This window comes from Chamaesiphon polymorphus CCALA 037 (genome assembly GCF_003003845.1).
Lineage (GTDB): Bacteria > Cyanobacteriota > Cyanobacteriia > Cyanobacteriales > Chamaesiphonaceae > Chamaesiphon > Chamaesiphon polymorphus.
Genome location: NZ_PVWO01000262.1, coordinates 1 through 7,889 on the forward strand (window position 1 = coordinate 1; position 7,889 = coordinate 7,889).

A 7,889-nucleotide genomic window follows, 5' to 3' on the forward strand; every position below is an offset into this window, starting at 1 on the left:
CTATTAAACACAGTCTCTTTGGTGGGCAGAGCGCAGTCGTATTTGCTAACTCGAAATGTAGTTGGGGTGTAGAAGCTAAGTTGAATCTGTCGCTCTGTAGATGAGGCTTGAGTATGTAACTGTTGATAGGTGCTAAAACTCGCCCAATTTCGTTCTGATTGCGGAGTAGAGATGACGCTAACCATTTGCAATCCGACTTGCCCGATGTGCCAGGGCTGGTTGGGATCGATCGACAGCCACAGATGAGCGAGTTTAGCAAACAAGCTATCATCGAGGAGGGAAATTCGCCACCAGCAGGGAGTACCAGTCGGGATCGATCGATCGTGTTGCCATTGCAAGAGATTTCGATCGCGATTGGGAGTTTGAAAAACGCTGAGGGTAAAGGCTTTATCAGTGGTTTGGGCGTGTAAGAAGGTTGCTAATTCTGGATCTACAGATTTCACCAGATCGAGGAATAAGGCATGGTGGTGTCTCCCTGTCAGGAATTTGGTGGGGATATTTCCTTGGGGGAGCAAGTTGAGAACTAGACTATGCGGCATGATGCTATCCTCGAAATCTGTATTGCATTTTGGCTGGAATATTTAGCCCTTTTAGACGATAGCAATCTCCTCTCATTCTCACGTTACGAATTAAGCTTACGGGTGGCATATTAACCGTATCGAAACTCATCACTCGATTTGTAAACATCACATCGAGTGGATTGAGCGGATGGGTGCAGACAAATTCCTCGTCGCGATCGAGTGTATGTTCTAACTCTTCGATCGTGAGTTCGCCCTTACTCGCCCATTTCCCCAATCGCATCCACCGTGCTAATTGTAATGATTTTTCCGTAATAATAAAGAACTCAAATCGACTTTCAGCGGCGATTTCCTTAGTCCTCCCAAAACCTGGAATGTTCTTAGACGTTGGCTCCATTTCAACGTGATAGTTATTGTTGGCATATTTCCAGGTATTTAGAACAGAAGCATAATTTAGTACCTTGGCAGGAGTGACATAAATACCTTGTTGATTGAGTGGCGTTAAGTGTTCTTCGTATTTGGGAATTTGTTCGGGACAAAAATAGCGATAGGAATGCTCTTCGGTAACGGTGGTATTATAGCGATCGCTATCTATCAAACCTAGTGCATAAGACAGTGCATAGTTATGAACGATCGGTTCGGTTTCATACAACCGACCGATCTCGCGAGTTGCAAAATAAAGGCTGTCATGAAGTTCTAGCGTACAGCGATAAATTATTGTCATCCGACCTACTCCGCTGCTGCTTCTACCGCTGCTTTCTTCGCACCTTTTTTCCCTTTTCCGGCGGCTCCTGCTGCCTTGAGGATGTGCTTTTGAGCGTATGCCATCGATTCGGCATTAGCTTGAGTTAGCATGGCTTGAAGCTGAGTTTCGTCGCTAGTAATTGCTTTTACCTCATTTAATAGTGGCTCGAACGATTCCCCAATTAGAGCGGTGTAAGGAATGCACTCTTCTTCCATCAGTCGATTCATCCCTTCTTTAGCCGCATCAATGACCATATGTTCGTCCAACGGATCGGGCGATTGAATCTGGTTTTTAGCTGTCATCAAGTCGTAAATTTTTTGCGTCCAGCGCAGGTTGCTAACGATCTCTCCATCGGTGAAAATTACACCGATTAATTCGTTACGAACTCGTCCCGTGCGCGTAGTTTGTGCCCCATAATGGCGAGTCCTCAAAATGTTATTGAATACATATAAGAAGCCCGCTTCGGTAGGATCTTTGAGCGTTACGATACTAGGGAAAAAGACCTGGGGTAAAATGTGGTCTTGGCTGTTTATGCGACTCGTAACTTCTCTATTCCGACTCATGGTGCCGCTTTCATAAGGAGCATTTAGGGTAAAGTTTAGGTGGGAATCATCAAACGGTGTAATTGAATAAGCTGTATCGACAACTACTTTAGACTTTTCCGACCCAGCATCACCGATCGCAAAGCCGTAGAGAATACAATCTGGGGTAGTTTTACTAAATTCAACATTGTAGTCACAATTTGCCGCGTCACCGATTTGATATTTACGGAGTAATTCTCTCCCTGTGAGTCGTTCCGGTGAAGATTGTTTGCGTTTAAATAGTGCCAAACGGCTGATAATTTTACAGCTTTCGAGGCTATTTTTATCCATCCCGGCATGAACCCTGGCTCGGTTTAATTCGCCATCAGTTTGAAATAATGGAAATGATTCTGTCACCCGAATGGTAATAAAGTGGGCGTATTTACCCATTGGGCGAGCAGGGATTTCAGTATGAAAATATTTGGTGTCGATCGATTTGAGCAAGTTCATGGTGATTTGTTTGAGGTAAATAGTGAATGTTTAGAGCTAGCGGTTAAAACCGTCGCTGATGTTGCAAAGTCCGCCTACACGGACTAGTATTAAACAGGTATTTCGGCTTCTGATTCTGGCAATTCTTCTGGTTCCGGTTGTGAAATTTCTTGACGAGCTTTATCGTCCTCCACTCGATAGAGATAATCGCAAGTGTCGCGAATGAGATTGAGTTGTGTTCCGGCAAGCCGCGCTCGATCGCTCTTAAATGTCTCTGTAAATATCACTTCAACAAAGAACTTAGCAAAATCGTAGATTGCCTGTCGCTCCTGTTCGGATGTCAGTGCGGGTTTCCATTTACCATCGATTAGAGCTAGGGTTGGCTTACCTTCTGCTGTCCGGCGGCGAACATTACTCATGAGCTTTGCCAGTTTTGCAGCCACCATATCGGTTAGAGATTCAGTACAATTAACCAAAGCTCGATCGGCTTTGATAATTACATCAGCGGCTTCATCGATCGGTTTTAGAACGGCATTGGGTTTAGCAAATTGGCTTTTTGCTCGATAAAAGCACCGATAAAGTCTGGTTAGTTCGCGTAATTGATTCATTTGAGTACCTTTTGGATCGAAACAATAGTAAAAGTCTTGGTAAAGTTTGATTTTGGGAATGGGTGCCGTGTCCCAATCCAGCTTTCGCACTACTTTGGTTAAATAGTGAAAAACGTAAAGTGGACTTGTTTCCAAGTCACGAGCGAGGGCTGCTAATTTACCCCAATCGGGATCGCCATCTTTTTTACGATTGGCTTCCAAGTGGATACAATAAGCAGCACTGAGCGCATTGAGAGGTGAGAACGATCGATCTGGATGAGGCAAGATATTATCTAGACGAGTACCATCTTTCTCTTGCCTAACCAAACTCGCGATCGCTTGATGTGCGCCGTCCAAAATTGTGGTCTTTTCAAAATCCGCACCGCTAATATAGGGGGGTACTGGCGATTCTGAAGCAACTACTTTGACATCGAGTACCAATGGCAATGTGAAGGCTAACCATGCCGTCATGACCCAGGATTCGGTGTCTGTGGCATCGCGTCCTGGGGGGATCGCCATAAAGAAAAATGTCAGCGGTTGTTTGGCAGGATAATTCAATTTGAAGGTTTGGTCTTTCTCTGCTGATTCTTGAATTAACAATGAATCAACACTCTGGTAGTTATTAATGTCAAACTTCGCTCGTTGTTCCTCTGAAATCAGATGTTTGCGAACGTCGGCATCAAATTTAGTTTTCCGAATCCAGCTATAGGCTTTTTGCAGAAAATTGTTAGTTTCGGGGGTAAAGAAATAGGTGGGATATAGGTACAGATAACGATACTTCCGCCCCTCAAAATCCCCGCCAGTAGCATTATTTTGATTCATTAAAATCTGGCGCAGCATGATCTCCACCGACCAAATCGCGCAGATTTGCCGTTTGGCAGCTTGGGTGTTGAATAAAATTTGGCGATTGCTATAAACTTGCGGTGCGAACAGCGTCGCCGATTCCATTTGCTCGGTTACGGTATAGGCAGAACTAGACATGGCACAAACATTCTCGCGTCCTCTACCCGTGGTGACTTTGGCGGCTTGATAACGGCTGAGTTCGAGTAAGAATGGATCGATCTCTGGTGTAATCGCTGCTCCAGTGGCTAGAATCACCGTCCGTCCGACATAGGTACGCAGATCGTTCCAACCATCGGGAAGCGTGAATTCGGCCACGATCGGTTCGATAATACTGGCAGCATGTGCCACCATTCCTGACATTAACTCTCTAACATCTAAATCGCTTAAATGTGGATTTTTGCGATTGTGTTGGGCGGATAGATAATACCAATCTAGGGGAACTCCGCCCGTATTTTTAATCGACTGGACGGCTTTTAAACCTCGTATTCGATCGGATAATCCCAAGTGTTCGGCGAGCTGCTCCGTGAGATTTAATTCGGGTAAAGTTTGACGTTCGGCTTTGGGTTGTTGCTTCTGCCAATCGGCGAACCGTTCGCACCACCCCAACCAGATTTTGCGACACAATAGATCGCCGAATTCCGCCAATCGATCGATCCGATAATCATCGCCAAATTCAACATCTAAATCGGCTGGAAGTTCGCCATTAAGCTTAAATCCATTCAAGCTGGTGCTGCGCTTTACACCCGAAGAAGGCTTGGTAATGGGAATAATGCGACAGGCTGCGTCGAGAGCGACATTCATCAAGGATGAGACATCAAAATAGAGCCAATAATAATCGGCAAATTTTAAACCCTTGCCATCCCGACTAAATCCAGTCTGAGTATCTTGGAGTTTTTCGGCACATAGATGTTTAATTTTGCTGACGACTCGATCGGGTACTTCACTAGTATCGATCGCAGGAGCATTAGCCTGAGCCAGATAGACAACGCCATCGGGCAGATATAAAAGTGGTGTATAAAGTTCTTCAGGATGAAGATCGATGAGGGCATTGTTGATAATATTCGTAAGCACGCCGCGATTGTCAGACAGCGCATGGTAGCTAAACTGAAGCTGACTTTGGCTCAGATTTTGTAGAGTAAAAGCTAGTTTACCTTTTGCTCCGAGTAAGATATCACTAGGATGCTTAATTACTGACGCAAACAGATCTGATAGCTTGACTAGATTTACCAGTACATTGCGGATTCTGCCATCTAATCGATCGTCCTCTAATGGTTTCAATCCACGGGTAATTAAGCCCAGATCGGCATCATTTTTATCGCCAGCATTACTACTAATCCAGATAATATCGTCGATGTATTCTTGCCACTGTGCCCCTAAAAAGCGATCGAGGCTAAAGTCTAAGATTTTCTGTTTGATATAGCCGCGTCCGAGATCTGGTGCATCTTGCTTATCTGGCGATTTGTTTACCCAGTCGCGATCGATGAATGCTCCTGTTCGATCGGTTTTCATCAACCATGCAATAAAGTCTGAAAACTTCTCATAGTCGTGCAATATGTAGGCAGTGATATAAATCCGAATTTGCAGATCCCCACAATATTTGACTTGAGTTTTCTGCATATCTGGCTGCTTTAACCGCCTGAGAATCCGATAGGTGGGAAAGAATCCATTTAGCAAATGCGCCATCATCGACTGATCGCCAGCATTATCTCGCCGAATATCTTTCTTTTTATCTTTACCTTCTGCTTCGAGTCGTATATTAGTTTCACGTTGTCGCTCATCGATGCGATCGAAGAATTGTCCGCCTTTGGCAGTTGTACCTGCTAGATGCTGCATCAATTTAGGTAAAACATATTCGGCAAAATCTGTCAAAATTAGATCGCCCTCATTCTCCGCTGTCTCGGCGATCGCCTGTCGAAACAACCGCAGTGTCAGCAGTTCTGGTTTGGCGATCTCGTCGGTATCTTCTTCTCTCCCAGCATCAAGATCTAGAATTTCTAGATCGTTATCGTCGTCAAACAAACCTAACTGTTCGTTATTCACGCTGCACTTCTCCAAATTTTTCGTAGTTCTCCAAGACAAATCCATTGTCCATTCTGCTTAATCTCGATATACTCCCAGCCATTGACAGCTCCACCATTGATTGATGTCGCCAGCGGACTGGGTTTGTCGAATTCTTCCCTGTTATGAACGATCGTGCCGCTGGGTGAAATTTGGATGCCCGTTGTAATATAGGCATAGCCAACCTGTTGAGCTTTTTCTCGTTTCAAACGGACGCGGATTTGGGAATTCTGTGTAAACAACCCCATATCAAATAACTGCGACAACCTGACATGAGCATCTGGGGTAGCAGCTTGAGTTGGCTTAATTAGTCGCACTGATGAATGTGGCTGGGGACGATCGATCTTGAGTGCTAGCTGTTCGGGTGTCTCTTTCACGGCTGTGAGTGGCGGAAAAACCTTAGATTGCTTTGCTTGAAGCCATTGAAGTAGTTCGCTACATAGCTTTGGTGGCATCTGGGCTAAATCGTTGTCGGATAATTGGATAAGCATAGGAATTCTGTAGCAGATAGTTTCTCAACTGTATCAGCTTATTTTAGAATTTACAATGGGTAACTATAGTCATAATGATATGAGGGTAACTAAAGTCATAATGATTGTGAGCGGAAGCAAAGGAATTGAGGTATTCTGATATATAAGGAGAGAGAGACATAGGATTATCCAAAAATTCCGTTTGCGGGAGTGGAACACTATAAATCCCGCTTGCGGGACTGAAACACTATTGCCATCTGAGTTGAGGGCAACACTCTTTCTCCCTAGCTTTTTAAAAAATTAACGGAATATCATCCTTGGGCTTCCAGTAGTGGATAAGAGCCTCCAACATCAGCGCAGACTGCCCGAAAGCGATGGTGTAGGGTGGACTCTTATCGTCGGTGCGATCGCTCAAACCGTATGCCTGAAACTGCATCGGTAGCCCTAACTTGGTGCGAATGTAGGCACGATCGCGATCGGAGACATAGCAAACTAATCCCTTCTCATACACTGCCTTGCGGAGTTGAGTCGAAAGATCGGTACCTTCAATCTCTAGCCCACTGAGGATTTGTACCTCACCCATTCGCCGAATCGCACTCAGATCGTCGCCAGCGTAGTAAAAATACCAATTCTCACGTACTTCTCGAAAGTTATTCACCTGGAGATAACATAACTTCTCTTCAAATCGGTTTGTGGGTAAGCCTGCTTTCTTCGCCATGCTCAAGAATAGAGCTTTTTCGATCGTCTCAAACTCAAAATTACTCACCAATCCCGATAGGCTGTAAGTTTTAAATCTCTCTCGCTCCGGCTCGTTAGGATTGCTTGCATCGTAGATCGCACAATCTAATTGACTGCTACCTCTAAACGATCGCGCTTCATCGATAATCTGGTGTTTCTTCTCTTTAATATATTGATATGTTTGCCCGTGCTTGTGCTTCATCTGGAACCCCAGCGCATTTTGGGCATCTGCTTTAAACCTATCTGCCGCGTCGGGATATTTTGTCTTCATCCAATCGCCACGTAGCTCATTCCAGATATAAAACGATTGCACGCTGCCCCAGCGTTGCGGATATTTAGCAAAATCATTAATAAATAGCCAGTTATCTCGAATCGCTTGAGTAAATGCAACGCGATCGATTTCTTCCCCATCATTGAGTGAACTCCCTTCACCAAATAAACGACTAACTATGAAATTGGGAATTAACGCATAGGCGCGATAGGGATGCGGTAAAAAGTCTGGATGCCTGCCCAATCGTCCAAATCTTTGGATAAAGTTACCAGCATCCGCAGCTTCAAAAATCAGAAAATTAATCTTAAAATCAACACCGACATCGATCGTTGAAGTTCCAATTATCAAATCTGCTTCAGTCAGTGACTGGGATCTCTCTGTCTCTCCAGTCAAACCAGTATTAACTAAAACCTTGAGATTGTGTTTGGCAAAGAGTGGCTTGAGAACGGCGGCTAATCGATAGACAGATGCAACTGAGTTTAGGATTATTGCCCCTTTACTCCCTGGATAGTCAAGGAAGAACTTGAGAATTATCTCTTCTGAATTCTTTGTCATCCACTCGAAACTAGACTTAGCTGTCGGTTCTAGCTCCCTTGGGAAGTGGAGATCGATCGGTTGACTAATCGATCGCCAGTTAGATGTTTGAGGA

General features: G+C 44.5%; 5 protein-coding genes and 1 pseudogene. All 6 read right to left on the bottom strand.

Annotated elements, in window-relative coordinates; genetic code table 11:
- Positions 1-539: pseudogene (locus tag C7B77_RS18255) on the bottom strand (CRISPR-associated endoribonuclease Cas6); the annotation flags it as partial.
- Between the two features lie 4 nt (positions 540-543).
- The gene (cas5d, locus tag C7B77_RS18260) at positions 544-1,242 is read right to left on the bottom strand and encodes a type I-D CRISPR-associated protein Cas5/Csc1 (RefSeq protein WP_106307973.1); all 699 of its coding nucleotides are present in this window, start codon (positions 1,240-1,242) and stop codon (positions 544-546) included.
- 5 nt (positions 1,243-1,247) lie between these two features.
- The gene (cas7d, locus tag C7B77_RS18265) at positions 1,248-2,294 is read right to left on the bottom strand and encodes a type I-D CRISPR-associated protein Cas7/Csc2 (protein WP_106307976.1); all 1,047 of its coding nucleotides are present in this window, start codon (positions 2,292-2,294) and stop codon (positions 1,248-1,250) included.
- An 89-nt stretch (positions 2,295-2,383) separates the two neighbouring features.
- A complete protein-coding gene (gene cas10d, locus C7B77_RS18270; protein ID WP_106307979.1) occupies positions 2,384-5,788 on the bottom strand; it encodes a type I-D CRISPR-associated protein Cas10d/Csc3 in 3,405 nt (1,134 codons plus the stop codon).
- Entirely contained in the window at positions 5,740-6,252 is a 513-nt protein-coding gene (locus C7B77_RS30135) for a hypothetical protein (RefSeq protein WP_219892192.1), read from the bottom strand. Before C7B77_RS30135 ends, cas10d begins: the two co-directional genes overlap by 49 nt.
- A gap of 271 nt (positions 6,253-6,523) precedes the next feature.
- On the bottom strand, positions 6,524-7,889 hold a 1,366-nt coding region (gene cas3, locus C7B77_RS18280), incomplete at its 5' end, for a type I-D CRISPR-associated helicase Cas3' (RefSeq protein WP_106307982.1).

Bases quoted from the DNA above. Each gene is read 5' to 3' on its own strand.
- cas5d (WP_106307973.1), bottom strand. From the start codon at position 1,242: ATGACAATAATTTATCGCTGTACGCTAGAACTTCATGACAGCCTTTAT.
- cas7d (WP_106307976.1), bottom strand. From the start codon at position 2,294: ATGAACTTGCTCAAATCGATCGACACCAAATATTTTCATACTGAAATC.
- cas10d (WP_106307979.1), bottom strand. From the start codon at position 5,788: ATGGATTTGTCTTGGAGAACTACGAAAAATTTGGAGAAGTGCAGCGTG.
- C7B77_RS30135 (WP_219892192.1), bottom strand. From the start codon at position 6,252: ATGCTTATCCAATTATCCGACAACGATTTAGCCCAGATGCCACCAAAG.